17 protein-coding genes are annotated in these 21,621 nt (G+C 71.5%); 9 read left to right on the top strand and 8 right to left on the bottom strand.

Translation table 11 applies throughout. The annotated features are described in order from the left end of the window. Positions 1-250: 250 nt before the first annotated feature. Genes A3862_RS26605 through A3862_RS26590 form a run of 4 tightly spaced genes read right to left on the bottom strand, consistent with a single transcriptional unit; the run spans position 251 to position 6,792 of the window. The gene (locus A3862_RS26605; protein WP_043756007.1) at positions 251-1,393 is read right to left on the bottom strand and encodes a M20/M25/M40 family metallo-hydrolase; all 1,143 of its coding nucleotides are present in this window, start codon (positions 1,391-1,393) and stop codon (positions 251-253) included. Continuing rightward, complete coding sequence (locus tag A3862_RS26600; RefSeq protein ID WP_043756009.1) at positions 1,390-2,862, bottom strand: M81 family metallopeptidase; 1,473 nt, start codon at positions 2,860-2,862, stop codon at positions 1,390-1,392. The genes A3862_RS26605 and A3862_RS26600 overlap by 4 nt, the downstream gene beginning before the upstream one ends. A gap of 31 nt (positions 2,863-2,893) precedes the next feature. Continuing rightward, positions 2,894-5,251, bottom strand: a complete 2,358-nt coding sequence (locus A3862_RS26595; protein ID WP_043756010.1) for a penicillin acylase family protein — start codon at positions 5,249-5,251, stop codon at positions 2,894-2,896. Then, positions 5,248-6,792, bottom strand: a complete 1,545-nt coding sequence (locus tag A3862_RS26590) for an acetolactate synthase large subunit (RefSeq protein WP_043760809.1) — start codon at positions 6,790-6,792, stop codon at positions 5,248-5,250. Before A3862_RS26590 ends, A3862_RS26595 begins: the two co-directional genes overlap by 4 nt. A 209-nt stretch (positions 6,793-7,001) precedes the next feature. Here A3862_RS26590 and A3862_RS26585 point away from each other — a divergent pair, with 209 nt between their 5' ends. Both A3862_RS26585 and A3862_RS26580 read left to right on the top strand, forming a co-directional pair. Continuing rightward, positions 7,002-8,603, top strand: coding sequence for an ABC transporter substrate-binding protein (locus tag A3862_RS26585; protein WP_052083552.1), 1,602 nt, complete (start codon positions 7,002-7,004; stop codon positions 8,601-8,603). A gap of 5 nt (positions 8,604-8,608) precedes the next feature. After that, positions 8,609-10,000 carry an amidase gene (locus A3862_RS26580; protein ID WP_043756014.1) on the top strand — a complete coding sequence of 464 codons (1,392 nt, stop codon included), beginning with the start codon at positions 8,609-8,611 and terminating at the stop codon, positions 9,998-10,000. A gap of 93 nt (positions 10,001-10,093) precedes the next feature. On the opposite strand, the gene A3862_RS26575 is transcribed toward A3862_RS26580, so the two are convergent. Both A3862_RS26575 and A3862_RS26570 read right to left on the bottom strand, forming a co-directional pair. After that, on the bottom strand, positions 10,094-10,366 hold the full coding sequence (locus tag A3862_RS26575; RefSeq protein WP_124263020.1) for a hypothetical protein: 273 nt from the start codon (positions 10,364-10,366) through the stop codon (positions 10,094-10,096). A gap of 108 nt (positions 10,367-10,474) precedes the next feature. Next, complete coding sequence (locus A3862_RS26570; RefSeq protein ID WP_043358038.1) at positions 10,475-11,176, bottom strand: sigma-70 family RNA polymerase sigma factor; 702 nt, start codon at positions 11,174-11,176, stop codon at positions 10,475-10,477. Positions 11,177-11,377: 201 nt separating this feature from the next. Between A3862_RS26570 and nthA the strand changes: the two genes are divergently transcribed. From nthA to A3862_RS26555, 3 genes are read left to right on the top strand one after another with little or no spacing between them, the layout of a single operon-like run. Then, a complete protein-coding gene (gene nthA / locus A3862_RS26565; RefSeq protein WP_043388828.1) occupies positions 11,378-12,049 on the top strand; it encodes a nitrile hydratase subunit alpha in 672 nt (223 codons plus the stop codon). Continuing rightward, positions 12,046-12,705, top strand: a complete 660-nt coding sequence (nthB, locus tag A3862_RS26560; protein WP_043756018.1) for a nitrile hydratase subunit beta — start codon at positions 12,046-12,048, stop codon at positions 12,703-12,705. The genes nthA and nthB overlap by 4 nt, the downstream gene beginning before the upstream one ends. Next, entirely contained in the window at positions 12,702-13,025 is a 324-nt protein-coding gene (locus tag A3862_RS26555; RefSeq protein WP_043756021.1) for a nitrile hydratase accessory protein, read from the top strand. Before nthB ends, A3862_RS26555 begins: the two co-directional genes overlap by 4 nt. Here A3862_RS26555 and A3862_RS26550 read toward each other — a convergent pair. Continuing rightward, positions 13,013-13,888, bottom strand: coding sequence for an MBL fold metallo-hydrolase (locus A3862_RS26550; protein ID WP_043756023.1), 876 nt, complete (start codon positions 13,886-13,888; stop codon positions 13,013-13,015). The two genes, A3862_RS26555 and A3862_RS26550, sit on opposite strands and share 13 nt — an antisense overlap. Positions 13,889-13,946: 58 nt before the next feature. Continuing rightward, the gene (locus A3862_RS26545) at positions 13,947-14,957 is read right to left on the bottom strand and encodes an SDR family oxidoreductase (RefSeq protein WP_043756025.1); all 1,011 of its coding nucleotides are present in this window, start codon (positions 14,955-14,957) and stop codon (positions 13,947-13,949) included. A 178-nt stretch (positions 14,958-15,135) separates the two neighbouring features. Here A3862_RS26545 and A3862_RS26540 point away from each other — a divergent pair, with 178 nt between their 5' ends. The 4 genes from A3862_RS26540 to pbpC all read left to right on the top strand — a co-directional run bounded on the left by A3862_RS26540 (position 15,136) and on the right by pbpC (position 21,560). Beyond that, positions 15,136-15,384 (top strand): hypothetical protein, encoded by a 249-nt coding sequence (locus A3862_RS26540; protein ID WP_043354976.1) that lies wholly within the window; start codon positions 15,136-15,138, stop codon positions 15,382-15,384. Between the two features lie 146 nt (positions 15,385-15,530). Beyond that, entirely contained in the window at positions 15,531-18,944 is a 3,414-nt protein-coding gene (locus A3862_RS26535) for an acyl-[ACP]--phospholipid O-acyltransferase (RefSeq protein ID WP_043756026.1), read from the top strand. A 111-nt stretch (positions 18,945-19,055) separates the two neighbouring features. Continuing rightward, positions 19,056-19,307, top strand: coding sequence for a hypothetical protein (locus tag A3862_RS26530; RefSeq protein ID WP_236961548.1), 252 nt, complete (start codon positions 19,056-19,058; stop codon positions 19,305-19,307). 120 nt (positions 19,308-19,427) lie between these two features. Next, positions 19,428-21,560, top strand: a complete 2,133-nt coding sequence (gene pbpC, locus A3862_RS26525; RefSeq protein ID WP_043756030.1) for a penicillin-binding protein 1C — start codon at positions 19,428-19,430, stop codon at positions 21,558-21,560. Positions 21,561-21,621: the final 61 nt, after the last annotated feature.

Genomic DNA, 21,621 nt, shown 5'->3' with positions numbered 1-21,621 from the left:
CCGCCCCTGTCCGGACCCGAAAAGTGGCAGGCCTGCCGGTCCGACGATCGGCTGCAGGAGTCGCGACGGGTCGCGGATCGCCACAGGCGGGTGCGTGTGAAGCCCCTGACCGGTCTGCCGACCGCGCCGTCAGGTCCGCTCCTCGCCCTGGCGGGCTTCGTCCGCGGCGGCACGGCGGGGGGCCTGCCGGGGGTGCCGTCGCGATCGCGGCACTCGGCCGGGTCCGCGCCTGACATCACGCCGGCCGGGCTCAGGCCCGGCCTGCGGCTCCGAGGTTTGCCAGCAGGGCCGCGAACAGCCGCGCCCGCTGCGGCAGGGTCTCGATCAGCACGTGCTCCTCCAGGGTGTGGTAGCCTTGGCCCAGCGGCCCGAGCCCGTCGAGGGTCGGGATACCGTTGGCGCCGGTGAAGTTGCCGTCCGAGCCGCCGCCGGCACTGCGATGGGGCAGGGGCTGGCCGAGCGCCTCGCTCAGGGCACGCGCCTGCTCGTAGAGCGCCATGCAGCCCGCATCCGGCTCCCAGACCGGCCGGGTCACGCCCCGGGTCACGGTGAAGCGGACGCCGTCCTCCTCCCCCGACAGCGCCAGCATCCGCTCGACGCCGCGGTCGAGGTCGGCCTGGCGCTTGGCCATGCTGAGCGCCTGCCCGCGGCAGACGGTCGGGACGCAGTTCACCCACTGCCCGCCCGACACGATCCCGGTGGAGACGGTGCAGTCGGCGTCCGAGAGCCCATCGATCGCGAGGATCTTGCGCGCCATCGCGCGGATCGCCGAGCGCCCCTCGTGGGGCGAGGCGCCGGCATGGCTCGGACGGCCCAGGGCCTCGAGGTCGAAGCGGGCGATGGCGTAGCGACCGGTGACCACGCCGTTGTCGGGCTGCCCGGGTTCGGGCACCAGCACGACGGCGTGGCGGGCCGCCTCAGCCTCGATCAGGTCGCGGGTCGAGGGGCTGCCGACCTCCTCGTCGCCGGTGAACAGGACGGTCACCGGCAGCGGCGTCTCGATCCCGGCCGCCGCCAGGGCGCGGATCGCCGCCAGGGCGATGACGTTGCCCCCCTTCATGTCGAGGATGCCCGGGCCGTAGGCGCGGTCGCCCTCGATCCGCCAGGGCAGGCTTCCGAGGGTGCCGACCGGATGCACCGTGTCGAGATGGCCGAGCACCAGAATGCCGGGCCGGTCGCGGTCCCGGTGCGGGAACCGCGCGCGGACGCAGTCGCTCAGGCCCATGCGGCCCGGGATCGTCTCGACGGTCGCCCCGAGGAGCGCGAGATCGCGGGCGGCGACGCTCATCATCCGATTGACCGCCGCCGCGTCGTGGGTGGGACTCTCGCACAGGACCCAGGGCTGCAGGGTCGCGAGGATGTCCTGAGCGTCGAAGCGCAGATCCGGAATCATCGGGCTTTCTCCTCGGCGAACGGATCGGCGACCCGCGGCCAGTAGAGGCCCGACCGCTTGGTGTAGGGGATCGCGCCGTAATCCGGCGGAACGGCGCCGGGCGCCGCGACGTAGCGGACCTCGCTCGCGATCGGCGCGAAGGCGGCGTAGAAATGCTGCATCGACTTCACCACAACCATCCGCTTGTCGTCGAGGGTGAGGCCGAGACCCGTGAACGCGTCGGGCGCGAAGGCCTGCTGGCGCTTGTGGGTCAGCACCACGTGGATCCCGTCCGCCTCGACCCAGGCCGCGGGGCCGAGATGGGCGTGGCCGCCGCTGAGGCCGGTCTGGCTGTGGTTGTCGGACAGGCCGCGCACCGTGACGCGCAGGTCCACCGGGTTCCCGGAGGTCACGCCGCACTTGCCGCCGATCCGCAGGGTGAAAGACGCCCCGAGCCCGGCCTCGTGGCAGATGCCGACCGCCCCGGGATCCCAGATCAGGCCGAGGGCCACGTCCTTGACGCCCCGCTCTGCGAGGCGGGCGAGGATCGCGGTGTTGTCCGAAGGCGCGCCCGCGCCGGCATTGTCGGCGAAGTCGGCGAGGACCATCGGGCGCGGGTCGGCGGAGGCGAGGGCGAAATCGATGGCCGCGTCGATCGTATCGCAGCGGCTCGCGGCCTCCTCCCGCATCGCCCAGACCGCGCCGGCCAGCTCATCGGCCAGCGCCTGCGCCTTGCCGGCATCACCGTCGGCGACGACCAGCATCTTGGCACCGACATCCGCCACGTCGCCCCAGGGGAAGCCGTGCCCGAAGGAGACCGACAGGATGCCGTCGCGCCCCTCCAGGGACTCCATCCGGCGCACGAAGCCCGCGACCGGCTCGCGGCTGGTGCGCCACATGTTGACGATCCGGCAGTCGGCGTACGCCATCACCGGCCGGATGTCCTTCGACACCGTCTTGACGACCAACGGATACAGGTCGCGGGCGCGGTCGACGATGTCGGTGTGCGGGTATTCCTTGTAGATCACGATGACGTCGGCGTTGGTCCGCATCGTCTCGGTGAGATGGCAGTGGAGGTCGAGCTCGACGCCGATCGTGGCGTCCGGCCCGACGATGGCGCGGACCCGCTCCAGGATGTCGCCCTCGCAGTCGTCATAGCCCTCCGCCACCATGGCGCCGTGCATGAACAGCAGCACCGCGTCCACCGGCATCGCCGCCTTCAGGTCCTCCAGCAGGGTGTCGCGCAGCGCCTCGTAGACGGCCCGCAGGGTGATGCCGCCGGGCTGCGCGAAGGTCGAGAGGCTCTCGACCACCGCATGCCCGTCCGCCTCGGCCAGCGTGCGCCAGGCCTTGAGGCCGATATTGCTGAGGCTCGGCGGGTTCCGGCTGCCGTCGCGGCGGGCGTAGTCGGCGTGAAACGCCGCTTGTCCGGTGGGCAAGGGCGCGAAGGTGTTGGTCTCTGTGGCGAGACCCGCGATGAAGATCTTCAAGGTCCTGTCCCAATCCGTCCCGGCCGCCGGGTCAGGCGGGGCTCGGGGTCAGCGTGATCACCGTCTCGGTGGCCGCGTCCACGGCCGCGCGGCCGTAGAGCATCGGCACATAGTCCTGGCGCCCCCAGACCGGGGCCAGATCGGCGTAGTGCGGGCTTGCGGGGTCTCCAGACTGGCCCGGCACGTTGATGAAGACCGAACGGTCCCAGTCCCCCACATCCACGACCATGCGGAACGAGGCGCCGTGGGTGAGCCGGAACGTGTCGGTCCGGTACTCCGCGTGCATGACCGATGCCGCGGCTCCGCCCACGGGCAGCGGACCGATATCCCAGCGGCAATCGGGCCTCAGGGCGGTCAGCGGATGCGCGAACAGCGCGTGGTGCAGGCGGCCCCAGGACCAGCCCGCCGGATCGGCGCCCATCCGCTCCCGGCAGGTGCGGTAGGCGGCGGCGAGGGCGTCGGTGAGCAGCGCCGCGCACGCCGTCGGGTCGAGACCGGTCTCCAGCCGCTCGATCAGGCTCTGCGTGTCGCCGGGCGGCAGCAGGCGCCGCGTCCCCGGATCGGGCACCAGCGCCGCGAGCAGGGCCGGGCGGAGGTGCCGGACCCAGACCACCTCGATCAGGGCCGCCGCCGCGGAGCCGTGGTGCAGGGCGCCGTCGAACGACGCCAGCACGGCCTGGGCCGCGGCGACATCGGGATCGCCCGCCGCCGGCAGGGCCCGCACCAGATCGGCCAGCCGCCGGGCCGGCTCGGAGACGACATCCCCCTGGAGCGCCTGCGAGTCGGCGAGGCTGTGCCGGTCCTGCTCGCCGAGCACCGCGCGGATACGGCGGGCGCGCCAGGGCTCAGCCCATTCGAACCCGACCTTCCGATCTTCCGCGGGGTAGTCCGGCGGCAGGTTCATCTCGTTGGCGGTGGCGAGCCAGCCCGAGGCCGGATCGACGCTCCGGGGCAGGGCGCCGGGATCGTGGAATCCGGCCCAATCGTAGCGGCCGTCGCCCGGCACCGGCAGCAATCCGTCATGGCCGAGCCGGACCGGCGCCTTGCCGGCCATGAACCACGCGATGTGCCCCGCGGTGTCGGCGTAGAGCTGGTTCACCGAGGGCGCCGACCAATGGCGCAGGGCCTCGCCGAAGGCCTCGGGCGTCGTGGCGCCGAGATAGGCGAGGCTGCCGAGATAGGCGGCAGCGCCGGGCTCCGACCAGACGGTCCGCAGCGCGAAGGCGCGGCCGCGGTCCTCGCGAAGCACAGGCCCGTGCCGGGTGAAGCCGAGGATGACGGTCTCGTCCGGTCCGCCGCGCACCGGGATCCGCTCCGTGATGCGCATGATCGGCGCCCAACCGTCGCCGGAGCGGTAGCGATCGGGATCGGCCGGGTCGGTCTCGCAGACGAAGAGATCCTCCTGGTCCATCGGCGCGATGGTGAGGCTGAAGGCGGCCTGGCCGTTATGGCCGATGGAGATGCCGGGCAGGGCCGGCTCGCCGGCCCCGATCACGTCGAGCCCCGGGGCGGTCAGGTGCACGGCGTAGCGCAGCGAGGGCTGCAGGTAGACCCGGTGCGGATCGCTCGCTAGGATCGGCCGTCCGGTGGCAGTGCGGGACGGCGCCACCGCCCAGTTGTTCGAGCCCTCGGCCGGCTCCTTCGGCACGCTGCGGGGGCCGCGCGTGACGGCTCCGTGCGCGTCGACTTTGGACCAGTCCCAGGCCTCCGCGCGGGTCGCCGCCATCCGGTCCGGGCTGAACCCCACCGTCGCCGTGGCCAGTCGGAAGTCGTCGAGGAGATCGTCCGGCCAATCGACGGCGCCGAAACCGTCCGGGACGATGGGTTCGTGGGGCGGGCTGATCCGCTTGCGCAGGTCGTCCGCGTCGAGCCCGTCTGCCCGGCTCTCCGCACGGGCGAGCACCCGTGCGCGGGCGACCTCGGACAGGACGTTGCGGATCAGCCCGTGGCTGCGGATGCGCACCACGTCCTCCGGCTGCCACAGGGCCGGGCGCGTGTCCGTCACGGCGAATTCCGGCGGGCGCAGCTCGGGACGCGCCTCGGTCAGGGCGACGTAGGCGTTGATCCCCGCCACGAATGCCGCGACGATCGCCCGCGTGTCCTGCGGCCCGTAGGCCGCCCACTCGGCCGCCATGTCACCGCGGTAGAGGAACAGCCGGGCCGCGCGATCCTGGGCGAGGTAGCCGGGCCCGAAATCCGCCGCCAGCAGGCCGAGGCCGCGCTTGCGCCAGAGGTCGAGCTGCCAGAGCCGGTCCCGGGCCGCGTTGAACCCCTGCGCCCGAAAGGCGTCGAGCGCCGTGCCGGCGCGGATATGCGCCAGCCCCCAGCGGTCGAGGCGGATCTCCACCGACGCGTCGAGGCCGGGGAGGGGATAGGTCGCGCCGCTCACAGAGCCACTTCGATGAGGTGCGGACCCGGATTGGCCAGCGCGTGCTCGAACGCCGCGATGAAGTCGGGCAGGGTCTCGACCCGCCGCCCCGCGACCCCGAATCCTCGGGCGAGGCTCACCCAATCCACCGCCGGATCGTCGAGGCTCAGCATGCCGAGCGCCTTCGGGCCGGGATTGAGCGCGCCGACATTGGCGAGCTCCGCCCGCAGGATCGCGTAGGAGCGGTTCGACCAGACGAGCGTCACCACGTCGAGGCGCTCGCGGGCCTGGGTCCAGAGCGCCTGCACCGTGTAGAGACCGCTGCCGTCCGCCTGCAGGTTGATGACCTTGCGATCGGGGCAGGCCACGGCCGCGCCGGTCGCCATCGGGATGCCGAGGCCGATCGACCCGCCGCTGAGCTGGAGCCAGGTATGGGGCGCGGCATCCCGGGTCAGGGCGAAGAAGTTGCGCCCCGTCGTGATCGACTCGTCGCAGATCACCGCGCCCTCGGGGATCAGCGCGCCGAGCACCTGCCCGATCGTGTCCTGGTCCAGCGGACCTGAGGTCGGGAGCTTCGGCCGCGGGCCGACGGCGACCGGTTCGGCGGGCGGGGCCGCGACGGCCTCGGCGAGCCGCTCGAGGGCGTCGATCTGGTCCTCCTCGGGCGTCGCCAGCGTGATCGTGGTGCTGCCCTCCGGCGCCAGCAGGCTCGGCTTGCCCGGGTAGGCGAAGAAGCCCACCGGCGGGGTCGCGCCGATCAGGATGATGTGGCAGAAGTCCTTCAGGGCCGCGATGCCCTGGTCGATCGGGTAGGGCAGGCGCTCGATCGGCACGGTGCCGGCGCCGCGGTCGATCCGGGCATTCGACGTCATGGCCATCAGCTGCGCGCCGGTCTTGCGGGCGATCCGGTCGGCGATCACCCGGCCCTCGTTCCGGACTGCCCGGTCGCCGAGATGCAGGAGCACCGGCTCGCCGCTCAGGAGCGCCTCCACGGCCGCCGCGATCGCGTCGTCGCTCGCCCGCGCACGCTCGGGGATCGGCGGCACGGGCGCGGGTCCGGTGCCGGGATCCCAGGCGGTGTTGGCCGGCAGGATCAGCGTCGCGACCTGACCCGGGGCGGTACGGGCGGCCGCGATGGCGGCGGCGCCGTCGGAGCCGATCTCGGTCGCGCTCATCCCGGTCCGCACCCAGGACGACATCGGATGGGCCAGCCCCTCGATGTCGGAGGTGAGCGGCGCGTTGTATTCCCGATGGTAGGTCGCGTGCTCGCCGACGATGTTGACGACGGGGGTGCGTGCCTTCTTGGCGTTGTGGAGGTTGGCCAATCCGTTGGCGAGGCCCGGCCCGAGATGGAGCAGGGTCGAGGCCGGCTTGTCGGCCATGCGGGCGTAGCCGTCGGCGGCACCCGTCGCCCCGCCCTCGAACAGGAACAGGACGCAGCGCATCCCCTCGACCCGGTCGAGGGCGGCGACGAAATGCATCTCGGACGTGCCGGGATTGGTGAAGCACACCTCGACCCCGCCCTCGACAAGGGTCCGGACCAAGCTCTCGGCCCCGTTGATGGCGCGCGGCGTCTCGTCGGTCACGGGTGTCTCCCTCGCGGTGCCGCCGAGTTGGCCGGCGAATCGCATTTTTTATTATCGTGACGCGGCTGACGCCACGCGCAAGAGGCGAAGTCCGGCATCTTCTGTTCGCCGAACGCAGGACCTAAACTTGAGCGTGGCGCGGGAATTGCGCTTGGCGCGCCGCAACTACGACGATTGGGATCCGGATGACATTTCGCCGCCTGATTGCCGCCGCCCTGGCGGGTTCCGTGGCCCTGACGGGATCGGCCAGCGCCGAGAGCGTCCTGCGCATCGCCATGACGGCGAGCGACATCCCCACCACGACGGGCATGCCCAACAACGGCTTCGAGGGGATGCGCTTCCTCGGCTACCCGATCTTCGAGGGGCTGGTGCAGTGGGATCTCAAGAGCACCACCAAGCTCGCCGGGCTCATCCCGGCTTTGGCCGAGCGCTGGGAGCAGGATCCGAACGACAAGGCGGTCTGGACCTTCCACCTGCGCCAGGGCGTGAAGTTCCATGACGGGACGCCGTTCAACGCCGACGCGGTGATCTGGAATCTCGACCGCTACTTCAAGAACGACAGCCCGCAATTCGAGGCCCAGGGCGCCGGCATCACACGGGCGCGGGCGCCGCTCGTCGGGAGCTACAGGAAGATCGACGATTCGACCGTGCAGATCACCACCACGCAGGTCGCCTCGTACTTCCCCTACATGGTGGTCTACGTGCTCTTCACCTCGCCCACCTCCTTCGAGAAGGCGGGGCGCGACTGGAGCAAGGTCGCGGCGCTGCCGGCAGCCGGCACGGGCCCGTTCAGGATCACCCGCGTGGCCCCGCGGGAGGCGGTCGATCTCGCCAAGTTCGACGGCTACTGGGACCCGGACCGGATGGCCAAGGTCGACAAGGTCCGGCTGCTGCCGATCCCGGAGGCGAATGCCCGGGTCGCGGCCCTCCGGGCCGGCCAGGTCGACTGGATCGAGGTACCGGCGCCCGACGCGATCCCGTCGCTGAAACAGGCGGGCTTCACGATCACCACGGGCTCATACCCGCATGTCTGGCCCTACCTCTTCAACATCGGCGCCAAGGACAGCCCGCTGAAGGATGTGCGCGTCCGGCAGGGCCTGAACTACTGCATCGACCGGGCGGGCATCGTCGAACTCCTCAACGGGACCGCCGAGCCGGCGACGGGGTGGCTGAACGACAAGGACCCGAATTTCGGCAACCCGAAGAACCGCTACACCTTCGACGCCGCCAAGGGGAAGGCGCTGCTGGCCGAGGCCGGCTTCACCGACAAGAAGCCGCTCAGCCTCAAGGTGATGATCTCCTCCTCCGGCTCGGGGCAGATGCTGCCGATGCCGATGAACGAGTACCTGCAGGAGAACCTGAAGCAGGCCTGCAACGTCGATCTGACCTTCAACGTCGTCGAATGGCAGGTGCTGCTGAACGCCGCCCGGGCGCTCCCCGACGCGCCGAACCTTCAGGGGGCGATGGCGCTCAATGTCTCCTCGCCCTCGTCGGATCCCGCCGTCATGGCCCGCTACTTCGCGGGCGACCGGTTCCCGCCCAACGGCTTCAACTTCCCCAACTGGAAGGATGACCCGTTCGACACGGCCCTGAAGGCGCTTGCCGAGACCACCGACGCCAAGGTGATCGACGCGCAGACCAAGACCGCCCACGAGCGCCTGGTGGACAACCCGCCCTGGCTGTTCGTCGTCCACGACCTCAATCCCCGCGGGATGTCCAAGAAGATCCACGGTTTCGTCTCGCCGCAATCCTGGTTCGTCGATCTCACCCTCGTCAGCGTGCAGTAGAACCCATGTCCGACATCGATCCCATACACGCCTCCGCGGCCGAACTCGCCCGGGCGATCCAGGGGCGGACGCTCTCGCCGGTCGAGGCCGTCGATGCCCTTCTCGGACGGATCGACCGGCTGGAGCCCAAGCTCCAGGCCTTCACGGAGGTCTTCGCCGCCGATGCCCGCCTCGCCGCCGAGGGCGCCGACCGGGCGATCCGGTCGGGCCATGCCGTGGGGCCGCTCCATGGCGTCCCCGTCGTGCTCAAGGACCTGATCGACCTGGAGGGCCGGATCACCATGGGCGGCTCGGCCGCCCACCGGGCCCGGCGGGCGGAGCGCACCGCGACGATCGCCAAGCGCCTCATCGGCCAGGGCATGATCGTGCTCGGCAAGACCCACACGGTGGAGTTCGCCTATGGCGGCTGGGGCACGAACCAGCATCTCGGCACACCGTGGAATCCCTGGGACACCGAGACGCCGCGCACCCCCGGCGGCTCGAGCAGCGGCACCGGCGTTTCGGTGGCGGCCCGGATGGCCCCCTGGGGCATAGGCACCGACACCGGCGGATCGGTGCGCCTGCCGGCCGCCTTCTGCGGGCTGACGGGGCTCAAGGTGACGGTCGGGCGCGTCTCGACCTGGGGGATCGTGCCGCTGTCTATGACCCTCGATACGCCCGGACCGCTGGCCCGCACCGTGGAGGATGCCGCGCTTCTCTACGAGGCGATCTCCGGCCCCGATCCCCGCGATCCGACCACCCGCGGGATCCAGCCGGAGGCCCCCTGGTCCACGCTCAACCGCGGCGTCCGCGGTCTGCGCCTCGGCCGGATGCCGGCCTCGGAACGGGACGGGGTCGCCCCCGACATGCTGGCCGCCTACGACGCGGCCCTGGACCTCCTGGCCGGGCAGGGGGCGGAGATCGTGGATGTCGCTCTGCCGTTCCGGTTCAGCGACTGCATGGCGCTGACCGAGATCACCAACGCGGAGGCCTACTTCGTCAATGGGAGCCTGGCGGAGGATCCGTCCGCGCAACTCGGCGACGCCGTGCGGGGGCGGATCCTGGCCGGCGCGACGGTCTCGGCCCAGGCGTACCTCGGCACACTTCACCGGCGGGCCGCGATGAAAGAGCAATACGCTGCCGTCCTCGAGGGGATCGACGCCCTGCTGACGCCGACCACCGAGAGCGCAGCCGTGACCCTCGCCGCCGTCGACGAGGCGCACCTGCCGTCGCGCTTCACCCGCTTCGGCAACCTGCTCGACCTCTGTGCCCTGGCTCTGCCGAACGGCTTCACCGGCTCCGGCCTGCCGCTCTCGCTGCAGATCGTCTGCCGGGGATACGAAGAGGCAACGGCTTTGCGGATCGGACAGGCCTACCAGCGGGCGACCGACTGGCACCTGCGCCGGCCGCCGATGTGAGGGGCGTTCGGACGCGTGCCGCCGGCTCCATTACCGGCTCACGGGACGGCGCGGCGAAAGGAACACGTCCGCCGCTCCGCCCTGCACCGGGCATCAGCGGGCGAAGAGAGTCCAGATCCAGACGCCGAGTGCCCAGAACGCCTTCAGGTTCAAGATCAGCGCTCTGAACCAGACCGACAGAAAGCTGAGAAAGACGACGGCACAGAGGAACGCGCTCATCCAGGCGGAATCCTCGGTGACGAGACCGAGCCGCCAGATGGCCCAGGAGCAAGCGAGTCCGAGGAGGCAAAGACCGAAGGCGATGACCACCGGGTGCGCCAGCCCCCGGTGCGCGGCGCTTCCGCCGTCTTGAGACGAAGCGTCCATGCGCGCGGCCCGTCGCGGAGATCGCCATGAGCCTACGCGGCCACGGCTTACGATCGCCTTAGCGCCGAAGACCAATCAGCCGGACCGGCCTGCCGCCGAGCCGCCAGCTCAGACAGCCGGTGCCTGGCCCGAGACCACGACGCCGAGGGTATCGAGCAGCGACGACCGGGCCCGGCTCACCCGGCTCTTGACGGTCCCGACCTGACAGCCGAGCTTCAGGGCGGCCTCCTCGTAGGTGTGACCCTCCGCCCCCACCAGCAGCAGCGCCTGCCGCTGCGCCGAGGGCAGGTCGCCGAGACGCTCCCAGACGACCTTGAGGGTGCTGGCATCCTCCTGGTCGGAGGGGCTGCTCATCTGACCCGCATGCGTCCCGTCCACATCCTCCACCTCCCGCCGCGTCTTGCGCAGGTCCGTGTAGAACTGGTTGCGCAGGATGGTGAACAGCCAAGCGGTGAAGTTCGTGCCCGGCCGGAACTTCTGCTGGTTCGCCCAGGCCTTCACGAAGGTCTCCTGCACCAGATCGTCGGCGCGGCTCACATCGCCGACGAGCGACAGCGCGAAGGTGCGCAGAGCCGGCAAGGCCTTGATGATGTCGCCGCGGAAGTCGAAGGGCACCGTGTCGCCATGCGCCTTGATCGCCACCTCGAACCGGGTAACCAAGGCGGCGAGCTGCGCCGGCAGCGGCTCCTGCTCGACGACCCGGAAATACTCGCGGATCGGCAGGACGAGGTGCTGGCCGATGGCTGCGGCGTAGCTGTCATCCCGGGCACGTACGACGGCGTCGGGCAGGTCCGCAGCAGCATCAGTCATGAATCTTTCCGCCTCCAACACCGATTTACTGGAATCGCTCTAACGTCGGTAGCGGTAAAATTCTGAACCTATGCCAAACGCTCCCGAACGTGACAGGGAATTTAGGCAGAGCGCCCGGCAAGACGGACGAATCGGATCCGCGCAGCCGGACTGGCGCCGCCCCCTCGGGGGATGCACACTGCGCGCAGCCAGGAGAGCGGGATGAGCCACGATCACGCCGATCATGAGCATGATCACCACGATCATCAGCACGATCATCACCATGGCAGCGCCTTGTCGCCGGTGGAGGCCCGGGTGCGCGCCCTCGAATCCCTGCTCACCGAGAAGGGCTATGTCGACCCGGCGGCCCTCGATGCCCTGGTCGAACTCTACGAGACCAAGGTCGGCCCGCATGCGGGCGCCCGGGTCGTGGCACGGGCCTGGACCGATCCCGCATACCGAGCGCGACTCCTGGCCGACGCCACGCCGGCCATCGCCGAACTGGGGATCGGCGGCCGCGGCGGCGAACACATGGTGGTGGTCGAGAACACGCCGGAGACGCACAACCTCGTCGTCTGCACCCTGTGCTCCTGCTACCCGTGGCCGGTGCTCGGCCTGCCCCCGGTCTGGTACAAGGCGCCGCCCTACCGGGCCCGGGCGGTGATCGACCCGCGCGGCGTTCTCGCCGAGTTCGGGGTGACGCTGCCGGAAACCACCCGCATCACCGTCTGGGACTCGACGGCCGAGACCCGCTACATGGTCCTGCCCATGCGGCCTGCCGAGACGGAGGGCTTTTCCGAGGAGTCGCTGGCCGCCCTCGTGACCCGCGATTCCATGATCGGCACGGGCCTGCCCAAGGGCATACCGGCCTCGCCCGTGGAGATGCCGGTATGAACGGCGCCCAGGATCTCGGCGGCTGCCACGGCTTCGGGCCGGTGACGCCGGAGCCGGAGGAGCCGGTCTTCCACGCCCCTTGGGAGCGCCGCGTCTTCGCGATGGCGATGGCCATGGGCTACACGGGTGCGTGGAACCTCGACGGCAGCCGCGCCAATCGGGAATCCTTGCCGCCCGCGGAGTACCTTGCGGCGAGCTACTACGAGATCTGGCTGAAGGCCCTGGAGAAGCAGGTCGCCGCCACCGGATTGGCGACGCAGGCCGAGATCGAGGCCGGCAAGTCCGCGGCCCCGGCCGAGCCTGTCGCGCGCGTCCTGCACCGCGAGGGACTGGAAGAGCGCTTCCGGGCCGGCTTCCCGAGCAGCCGCACCGCCGCTACCGCGGCCCGTTTCGCGGTGGGCGACGCGATCCGGGCGCGCAATGATCACCCAACCGGCCATACGCGGCTGCCGCGCTACGTCCGGGGCAGGCACGGCCGGATCGTGCGCGTCGACGGTGTCTTCGTCTTCCCCGACACCAACGCCTACGGGGCGGGCGAGAACCCGACATGGCTCTACACGGTGGCCTTCACCGCGCAGGAGTTGTGGGGCGAGAGCGGCGATCCGGGCGGCATCGTCACGGTGGCGGCCTTCGAACCCTATCTGGAGCCCGCGTGACCAATCCGTCGCCGAACGCCTTCGCGGCGCCCTGGGAGGCGCAGGTCTTCGCCCTGGTGGTCGCCCTGCGGGAAGTCGGAGTGTTCACGTGGTCGGAATGGGCCGCGCGCCTCGGGCGGGAGATCCGCCCGGCGGGCGCGCCGGAGCAGGCAGCCGATTACGGCGCGTGGCTCGCGACGCTGGAGGCGCTCCTGGCCGAGCGCGGCGTGGCCGGACCCGAGACCGTCGCGGCGCGGACCGCGGCCTTCCTGCGGGCCGCGGAGGCCACGCCCCACGGCCAGCCGATCCGCCTGGAGAACGATCCGCTCTACCGGCCCTGAGGCCGGAGCCCGTCGAGCGGCACCGGAGCCGCGTGAGACCGGCCGCTCATCAGCTGGTCGAGCAAGGCCAGGACCTCAGGCCGCCCGCAATTGCGCGCGGGCTCGAACGGCGTCCAGGTCTGGACGAAGTCGAGTCGCTCGAACACGTCGCGGTAGCGGCGCAGTTCGCTCGGCGTGAGCGGTACCCCGCGGACGAAGGCCTTGTGGGCCGAGATCGTCGTGGCGCGGCGAAAATCGTCTGGGTCGAGTTCGAATTTCAGCGCGTCGCCGCAGAAGCAGATCTTCCGCGACCGGTCGTACAGGACCGCGTGGCCGTCGAAATGGCCGGCGGTCCGGTGCAGTTCCAAGCCGGGCAGGGGCTCGAGGAAATCGTCGTAGGGCCAGCTCACCTGGAGCGCGGCGCTCCAGGTGAAGTCGGCCGCCGGCAGGCACAGCTCCGGGTCGAACCGGTCCTGGAGCTGCGGCAGCGCCCCGTAGGAATGCGGGTGCGAGGCCGAGAGGACCGCCATGCCGCCGAGCCGGGCGATCTGGTCGAGGGCGGCCTCGCTGAAGACCGGGCAGCCCTCGAAACCCATATTCCCGTGCTCGGTCTGGATCAGGTAGGCGGAGGGCCCGATGCCGGAGACCGGCTCGTTCCAGAAGCGCCAGACGCCCGGCTCCAGCTCCTGCCAGTGACAGGGGAACGCCTCCTGCGCCTCGCGGGCGGTGCGGAAGCGCCAGCCGTCCTGCGGCACCACGTGGCGGGCGTCGAGGCACATCGGGCAGGCCGCCGGCGTCTCGAAGTGCCGCTGCCAGAAGCCGCAATTGTCGCAGGTATAGGCGGGCAGCTTCAGGGCGCCCGCGAAGGGCAGGTAGCCGGGCATCGTGGTGGACCTTCCTCGAGGCGGATCGTGTAACAGGCGGCGCGCTCGGACGCAGCCGTCAGGTCCTCTGAGGCAGCCGGCGCGCCGAACGGGCGGCATGGACGGTGCCGGCGAGCCCGACCAGCGCCAGCCCGGCGAGGCCGGCGACCAGGAGATCGCGGGTGCGGCTCGTGGCGAACTCGGTCCGGCTCGCCTTGGTCCTGTCGGAGAATCGGCCGTCGATCCCGACGGAACCGGGCACAGGCTCGTAGAGGTTGCCCGCCATGGCGGGAATGGTCTCGTCGGAGAGCTGCGCCGACCACATGGATGCGGCCTTGCGGTCGGCGAGCGCCGGCGCCAGCGCCTGCGCTGCGGCCATCATCATCGACGAGCGTCCGACCCAGACCTCCCGGCGCGGATGCTCGACCGCGTACAGGATCGCCTCGGCGCAGAGCCGCGGGTCGAAGACCGGATCCGGCGCGAATTGGCGGTGCCCGGTGCGGTTGCGCGCCCAGTTGAACTGGGGCGTGTTGACCGCCGGCAGGTAGATCACGCTGAGGCTGACATTGACCCGGTCGTGCAGCAGCTCGCAGCGCAGGGCGTCGGTGAAGCCCGACACCGCGAACTTCGCCGCGCAATAGGGCGCCTGCAGCGGCGCCGCCCGGATCGCCAGACCGGACGAGACCTGGATGATCGCGCCGCGATCGCGTCGCTTCATGTAGCGCAAGGCGGCGAGCGTCCCGTAGACCTGGCTGAGATAGGTCGTCTCGGTGACTCGCCGGTATTCGTCCGGCGTGATCCGATCAGCCGGGCTCACCACGGTCGACATGGCGTTATTGACCCAGGCGCGGATCGGGCCGAGTTCGCGCTCCACCCGTTCCGCGGCCTCGTCCACGGCCTGCGAATCGGCCACGTCGGCCCCGATCGCCAGGACCGGCTGGCCGTAGGCGGCCAGCGCCCGCTCCACCGCGGCGAGACGACCCGGATCCCGTGCGATCACCGCCACCGACCAGCCGCGCGCAGCGAATTCATGGGCCGTGGCGAGCCCGATCCCGGCCGTGCCCCCAGTGACGACCGCAACCCGTGCCATACCCACCTCACCGTCGACAGATCGAACCGGCAACACGGATCGGCGCCCTCGGTTGCGTCGTCGGACCGGGCCGCATCGTCACGGGGCGGCCGAATTCCGTTCCGGCGACGCAACGTCCGACGGCCACAGCTGTTGACTGCCTGTACCGCGTCATGCCGAACCATCGAGGGTCGCAGCCATGCGCACCGGACGACGCTTCTCCCTGCCGATCGATCCCTGGCCGCAGGCCTCTCTGGCCGAGCGGACCGCCGTCGGGATGGTGCTGACGTTCCTGCTGCTGCTGCCGGCCTGTGCGGCCGGGGCCGCGCTCTTCGTGATCACGACGCTCGCGGCCCACATGTACTGGTCCTACGACCTCGGCGCCTCGCTGCACGCCCTCATCGCCCGGCACGTCGGGCGGAAGGAGCGCCTGGCCCCGAAGACCTGACGCGGCCTGCCGGCCGATCCGCCACGGGCGGTGCCGGTTCACACGGTCCGACACCGCGACGGCCGTGATCCCTGTGCGTTCGCATCGGTCCGATTTGACCTGACCGTCTCTCGTAGGCCAGTCAGGGTCGGAACCGAGAGAATGCCATGTTCCGTACCCTGATGACTGCGCGGCGGTTCGCGCCGCTGTTCTGGTGCCAGTTCTTCTCGGCGTTCAACGACAATTTTCTCAAGAACGCGCTGGCCTTCCTGATCCTGTTCGGCATCGGCGGCCAGGCGGATGCCCATGCCGGCGTCCTGGTGACCCTGGCGAGCGCCGTCTTCATCGGGCCTTTTTTCATCCTGTCAGGACTCGGCGGCCAGTGGGCCGACCGGTACGACAAGGCCCTGATGGCCCGGCGGCTCAAGTTCGCCGAGATCTTCGCGGCCGGTGCCGCCGTGCTCGGCTTCCTGCTGCATTCCGTGCCGATCCTGTTCGTCGCGCTCGGCCTGTTCGGGACGATCGCGGCCCTGTTCGGCCCGATCAAGTACGGGATCCTTCCGGACCATCTCCGGCGCGAGGAGCTGCCCGCCGGCAACGCCCTGGTGGAGGCGGCGACCTTCCTGGCGATTCTGCTGGGGACGATCGCGGCGGGCGCGGCCTCGGCGATGGGCGGGTCCGGAATCGTGTTCGGCGCCCTGGTGATGGGCTTCGCCGTCCTGTGCTGGCTCTCGGCCCGGATGATCCCGGCGACCGGGGAGGGGGCACCGGACCTGCGCGTCGACCCGAACGTCGCCCGCTCCACCTACGCGCTGCTGCGCGACCTCTGGGCCGACACGCGCCTGTGGCGCGGCTCGCTCACCGTGAGCTGGTTCTGGCTCGTCGGCGTGGTGGTGCTGTCGCTGCTGCCCGTCCTGGTCCGCGGCGCCTTCAACGGCACCGAGACGGTGATCACGCTGCTCCTGGCGCTCTTCTCCATCGGCATCGCATTGGGCTCCGGCCTCGCCTCGTGGCTCGCCAGCGGCCGGATCGTGCTGCTGCCGACGCCGGTGGGCGCGGTTCTGATGGGGCTGTTCGGCCTCGATCTCGCCTGGACGGTCGGCCATCTCCCGGCGCCCCCCGCGGAGCCGATCGGGCCCCTCGCGTTCCTGCAGACCGGCCACGGCCTGCGCGCCGGGATCGACTTCCTCGGACTCGCGGTCTCGGGCGGCCTCTACATCGTCCCGTCCTTCGCGGCCGTGCAGGCCTGGGCCGAGAAGGCGATGCGGGCGCGAATCATCGGCGCGGTCAACGTCATGACGGCGGCCTTCATGGTGGCCGGCACCCTGGCGCTCGCGGGCCTGCAGGGCGCGGGCCTGTCGATCGCGAGCCTTCTCGCCGTGGTGGCGGTGCTGAACGTCCTCGTCGGCGCGATCGTGTTCGCGACCCTGCCGACCAGCCCGTTCCGCGACGCCCTGTCGATCGTGTTCCGGGCCTTCTATCGCCTGGAAGTCCGGGGCTTCGACAACCTCGCGGCGGCCGGGCCGAACGCCATCGTGGCGCTCAACCACGTCTCGTTCCTCGACGCGCCGCTGGCCCTGTCGCTCCTCGAGCAGGAGCCGGTCTTCGCCATCGACAGCGGAATCGCGCAGCGCTGGTGGGTGCGGCCGTTCCTGCGCGTCACCAAGGCGATGCCCCTGGACCCGACCCGGCCGCTGGCCACCCGGACGCTGATCAATGCGGTCAAGGGCGGCGAGACCCTGATCATCTTCCCCGAGGGTCGGCTCACCGTCACCGGCAGCCTGATGAAGGTCTATGACGGCGCCGGGCTCATCGCCGACAAGTCCGACGCGATGGTGGTGCCCGTGAAGATCGACGGGCTGGAGCGCACCGCCTTCTCGCGCCTCTCCCGCCGGCAGGTCAGCCGCCGCTGGTGGCCTAAAGTCGTCGTGACGGTGATGCCGCCGGTGCGCCTGACGGTGGACCCGGCCCTCAAGGGCAAGGCGCGGCGGCAGGCGGCCGGTGCGGCCCTCTACGGCATCATGTCGGACCTCGTCTTCCGCACCACCGACATCGACCGCGGATTGATGGCGGCTTTGATCGAGGCGGGCGAGCTTCACGGCTGGCGCCGCAACGCCCTGGAGGACCCGGTCGGCGGAAAGCTCAGTTACGGCCGGCTCGTGATGGGCGCCAACATCCTCGGCCGCAAGCTGATGCCCCTCGCGCCCCTCGGCGGGCGGATCGGCGTCATGCTGCCGAACGCCAACGGCGCCGCCGTGACGCTCTTCGCGCTGGCTTCCGCGGGCCGGGTCCCGGCGATGATCAATTTCTCGGCCGGCCCCGCCAACGTCCTCTCCGCCTGCCGGGCGGCCGAGGTGAGCCGGATCCTCACCTCCCGGGCCTTCATCGAGAAGGGGCGGCTCGGACCGCTCGTGGAGGCGATCCGCGACTCGGTGGAGCTCGTCTACCTGGAGGACGTGCGGGCCGGCATCACCACCGGGGACAAGATCCGGGGCTTTCTCGCGCCCCGGCGCCCCCTCGTGGCCCGCCGCGGCGAGGATCCGGGAGCGGTGCTGTTCACCTCGGGCAGCGAGGGCACGCCGAAGGGTGTGGTGCTCGCCAACCGCTGCATGCTCGCCAACGTGGCGCAGGTGGCGGCCCGGATCGATTTCGGGCCGATGGACAAGGTGTTCAACGTCCTGCCCGTGTTCCACGCCTTCGGCCTGACGGCCGGGCTGATCCTGCCCTTGGTCTCGGGCGTGCCGGTCTACCTCTACCCGTCGCCGCTGCACTACCGGATCGTCCCGGAGCTGATCTACGGCTCGAACAGCACCGTTCTGTTCGGGACCGACACGTTCCTCACGGGCTATGCCCGGGCCGCCCATTCCTACGACCTGCGCTCGCTGCGCTACGTCGTCGCCGGCGCCGAGGCCGTGAAGGAGACGACCCGGAGGACCTATGCGGAGAAGTTCGGGCTGCGCATCCTGGAGGGCTACGGCGTCACCGAATGCGGACCGGTCGTGGCGCTCAACACGCCGATGTTCAACCGCTTCGGCACGGTCGGGCGGATCCTGCCCGGTATCGAGACCCGCCTGGACCCGGTGCCGGGGATCGACGAGGGCGGCCGCCTGTCGCTACGCGGCCCCAACATCATGCTGGGCTATCTGCGCGCCGAGAAGCCGGGCGTCCTGGAGCCGCCGCCGGGGGGCTGGCACGACACCGGTGACATCGTAGCGATCGACCCGATGGGCTTCGTGACGATCAAGGGCCGGGCGAAGCGCTTCGCCAAGGTCGCGGGGGAGATGGTCTCGCTCGCCGGCGTCGAGGCGTTGGCCGCCGAACTCTGGCCCGATCGTCCGAGCGCCGTGGCGGCGCTGCCGGACCCGCGCAAGGGCGAGCGGCTGGTCCTGTTCACGCAGGAGACGGGCGCCACCCGGGCGGCCTATCAGAGCTTCGCCAAGAGCCGTGGCGCCTCGGACGTGGCGATCCCGGCCGAGGTCGTGGTGCTGGAGGCGATCCCGATGCTCGGCACCGGCAAGATCGACCAAGTGGCCGTCACCAAGCTGGCCCTGGAGCGCGCGAAAGAGACGGCGGCCGCCTGACCGGAGGCCCTCACGCCCCGCGTCACCCAAACGGGGGATGCGGGGTGCCCCGGGATCCGATGGTATCGCGCATACAGCCGCGATTCGAGACGCTCGGCGCGTACGGGTTGCGTGTCTGAGGGGGACGCGGGTCGGTTCGACGAGGGGCAGATCATGCAGAAGGGCAGGCCTATTCCCGCTTGGCTGGCGAGGCGGACCTATTTCAAGCGGATCGGGCGCTGGACGAAGCCCGGCAAGGCGGCGCCGCCGCCCTCCGGGCCGGTGGCGGCCCCGATGCCCTCCAACGTCGTGCCCTTCCCGGTGCGGATGAACCGCCCGGATCGCCCCGTCCTCGAGGACCTGCGCGTGGTCGGCACGGCGTAGGGTCGGGCCTCACCCGGACCGGACGGTCGCGCGCGGTCGGCGCTCGGGATCGCCGGAGGACTTGTCGGCCGCGCCGGAACGGTAAATCCTGCGCCGTCGGAGCCGGAACCGGGGGGATGCGTGCCGCACGACGGGTCCGATCCGAGCAGGCCGGCGCCCCCGCGGGCGCGGCGCATCGGTTCGCGGCTGGCTTTCGGAGCCGCCGCGCTCGGTCTGAGCCTCCTTGTGGCCGGCGTCGGCGCGCTCTGGCGTTTCGCCGACGCGCTTCCCCCCCTCGACCTCAGCCCCGCAGAGGCGCGCTCGACGGTGGTGCTGGACCGGGCCGGCACGCTGCTGCGCCCTTTCGCGACGGCGGACGGGCGCTGGCGCCTGCCGGTCACCGCGGAGACGGTCGATCCACGCTATCGGGCCATGCTGCTCGCTTTCGAAGATCGCCGGTTCGCCGATCATCCCGGCATCGATCCGGCCGCGGTGTTGCGCGCCGCCCTCCAGTGGCTTGTCCGGGGCCACATCGTGTCGGGTGCCTCGACCCTGTCGATGCAGGTGGCCCGCCTGGTCGAGCCGCGGCGGGAGCGCTCCCTCGCGGCCAAGCTCCGCCAGATGGTGCGCGCGGTCGCGCTGGAGCGACGTCTCGGGAAGTCCGGGCTCCTCGATCTCTATCTGGCGCTGGCCCCCTATGGCGGTCCGCTGGAGGGCGTCCGGGCGGCGAGCATCGCGTATTTCGGGCGGGAGCCGGTGCGGCTGACCGCGGCGCAGGCGGCTCTCCTCGTCGCCCTGCCGCAATCGCCCGAGACCCGCCGCCCAGACCGGTTCGCGGAGCGCGCCCGCGCCGCCCGCGATCGGGTCCTAGCCGTCGCGCAGGCCCGCGGCATCCTCACCGCGGCCGAGGCCGAGGCCGCCCGGGCCGAGCCGGTGCCGACGGCGCGCCGGCCGTTCCCGATGCTCGCGGCGCATGCCGCCGAGGAGGCGGTCGCGGCCGACCCGGAGGCTGCAACGATCCGCCTTGCCATCGACGGCCGCCTGCAGGAGAGACTGGAAGCGCTGGCGGCCGAGCGCGCAGCCGCCGCCGGGCCGGACCTCTCGGCCGCGATCCTCGTCCTCGACAATCGTGACGGGCGGGTGCTCGCCCAGGTGGGCAGCGCCGGCTACCTCGACCCGTCCCGGCGCGGCGCCATCGATATGACCCTGGCGGTGCGCTCCCCCGGCTCGGCGCTGAAGCCGTTCGTCTACGCCATGGCCTTCGCGGACGGCCTCGCGCATCCCGAGACTCTGCTGGAAGACCGGCCAGCCCGCTTCTCGGCAAGCTACGCCCCGGAGAATTTCGACCTGACCTTCCAGGGCACGGTGACGGCCCGCCGGGCCCTGCAGCTCTCGCTCAACGTGCCGGCGGTCGAATTGATGGACGCGGTGGGGCCCGCCCGATTCATCGCCCGCCTGCGCGCCGCCGGGGCCGGGATCCAGCTCCCCCGAGAGGCCGCGCCGGGGCTGCCGGTCGCGCTGGGCGGGCTCGGCATCACGCTCACCGATCTCGCCCGTCTCTATGCCGGGCTCGCCCGCGGCGGCGCGGTTCCAGACCTGCTGCGCCGCGCCGACGGGGTCGCGGCCGAATCCCGGCACCGCGTCGCGGAGCCCGTGGCCGCCTGGTACGTCGCCGACATCCTGCGCGGGACACCGCCGCCGGAGAACGCCCTGCCCAATCGCATCGCCTACAAGACCGGCACCTCCTACGGGTACCGCGACGCCTGGGCGGCGGGCTTCGACCGTCACGTCACGGTCGTCGTCTGGGCCGGTCGGCCGGACGGCGCCGCGGTGCCGGGGCTCGTGGGCCGGACGGTCGCGGCGCCGCTCCTGTTCGACGCCTTCGCGCGCCTCGGGATCGAGCCCGAGCCGGTCTCGCAGCCGCGGGATGCGCTGGTCGTGGGGACGGGGCGCCTGCCGCCGCCGCTGCAGCACCTGCGCCGAGAGGCGGCCGAGACGGCGGCCCCGGCGCTGCGGATCGCGTATCCGCCGGACGGGGCGCGGATCGATCTCGGCCTCGGCGCGGACGCCCACGGCGCGGCGGATGGCGGTCCGGGCCTCGCCCTGAAGGCCCTGGGCGGGGTGCCGCCGCTCACCTGGCTGGTCGATGGGCAGCCGGTCATTCAGACGCCGCGACGGCGGGCAGAATGGGTGCCGGGGGGCGCAGGCTTCGCCCGGATCTCCGTCCTGGATGCGACCGGCGCCAGCGACAGCGTGTCTGTCCGGCTCGAATAGGCCTACGCATTCCTGGCTGCCGGCGCAGCACCGGGCGCCGCAGTGGAATCCGGATGCGTCT

The organism is Methylobacterium sp. XJLW (assembly GCF_003254375.1).
GTDB lineage: Bacteria > Pseudomonadota > Alphaproteobacteria > Rhizobiales > Beijerinckiaceae > Methylobacterium > Methylobacterium fujisawaense.
The sequence above is the reverse complement of the archived record's forward strand: the minus strand, read 5'-3'. Positions and strand labels throughout refer to the sequence as shown.

Excerpts from the sequence above, each read along its gene's own strand:
- A3862_RS26535 (WP_043756026.1), top strand. The coding sequence starts at position 15,531 with ATGTTCCGTACCCTGATGACTGCGCGGCGGTTCGCGCCGCTGTTCTGG.
- A3862_RS26575 (WP_124263020.1), bottom strand. The coding sequence starts at position 10,366 with ATGGACGCTTCGTCTCAAGACGGCGGAAGCGCCGCGCACCGGGGGCTG.
- nthA (WP_043388828.1), top strand. The coding sequence starts at position 11,378 with ATGAGCCACGATCACGCCGATCATGAGCATGATCACCACGATCATCAG.
- A3862_RS26570 (WP_043358038.1), bottom strand. The coding sequence starts at position 11,176 with ATGACTGATGCTGCTGCGGACCTGCCCGACGCCGTCGTACGTGCCCGG.
- A3862_RS26545 (WP_043756025.1), bottom strand. The coding sequence starts at position 14,957 with ATGGCACGGGTTGCGGTCGTCACTGGGGGCACGGCCGGGATCGGGCTC.
- A3862_RS26540 (WP_043354976.1), top strand. The coding sequence starts at position 15,136 with ATGCGCACCGGACGACGCTTCTCCCTGCCGATCGATCCCTGGCCGCAG.
- A3862_RS26605 (WP_043756007.1), bottom strand. The coding sequence starts at position 1,393 with ATGATTCCGGATCTGCGCTTCGACGCTCAGGACATCCTCGCGACCCTG.
- A3862_RS26580 (WP_043756014.1), top strand. The coding sequence starts at position 8,609 with ATGTCCGACATCGATCCCATACACGCCTCCGCGGCCGAACTCGCCCGG.
- A3862_RS26585 (WP_052083552.1), top strand. The coding sequence starts at position 7,002 with ATGACATTTCGCCGCCTGATTGCCGCCGCCCTGGCGGGTTCCGTGGCC.
- nthB (WP_043756018.1), top strand. The coding sequence starts at position 12,046 with ATGAACGGCGCCCAGGATCTCGGCGGCTGCCACGGCTTCGGGCCGGTG.
- A3862_RS26550 (WP_043756023.1), bottom strand. The coding sequence starts at position 13,888 with ATGCCCGGCTACCTGCCCTTCGCGGGCGCCCTGAAGCTGCCCGCCTAT.